Annotated in this window: 1 pseudogene; it reads left to right on the top strand. The window is 32.0% G+C overall.

From position 1 onward, the window contains the following. Positions 1-282 precede the first annotated feature (282 nt). Positions 283-563: pseudogene (locus TCEL_RS13695) on the top strand (hypothetical protein); the annotation flags it as partial.

The raw sequence follows: 563 nt of genomic DNA, 5'->3' as shown, positions 1-563 counted from the left end.
ATGATGTAAAGGTAATGTGTAGTGTACTTGACTCCTTAGGAGCAAATATTTCTATGGATATTAAAAAGGGTACAATAGAGGTTAGGGATGGAGCATTAAAGTTACTTGAACCTCCCTATGAACTTGTAAAAAGATGAGGGCATCTTTTTTGGTTTTAGGACCTTTGCTTGCAAAATACGGCAAAGCAAGAATATCAAATAAAAGAATAGTACATATCAATCACACTTTCAAAAACCTATGCATAATTTAAAAAAGGATATTATTTTTTAAAAGGTGTTGTTTATGGGTGTTGAACTGTTAGGAATGCATTATGTCTACCTAATTTTTATTATTCTTATACTAGGTGTAATGATTCTTAAAAAAGATACTACCCTCATCTGTATTGTAGGTATCTTTGTACTTGGATTAATGGCTACAAAATCTCTGTCCGCATCAGTTCTCGGAGTATTTAATAGCTTTATATATGCTATTAATGAACTCCTAGGTACAATACTCATCATTTCAATAATAGTAGGAATGAGTAATGCATTAGTTGAAACTGGTGTTAGCGATGCAATGATTCG

The sequence above is a fragment of the Thermobrachium celere DSM 8682 genome (assembly GCF_000430995.1).
Classification (GTDB): Bacteria; Bacillota; Clostridia; order Clostridiales; family Caloramatoraceae; genus Thermobrachium; species Thermobrachium celere.
Note: the sequence above shows the minus strand (reverse complement) of the source record. Positions and strands in the feature narration are given on the sequence as shown.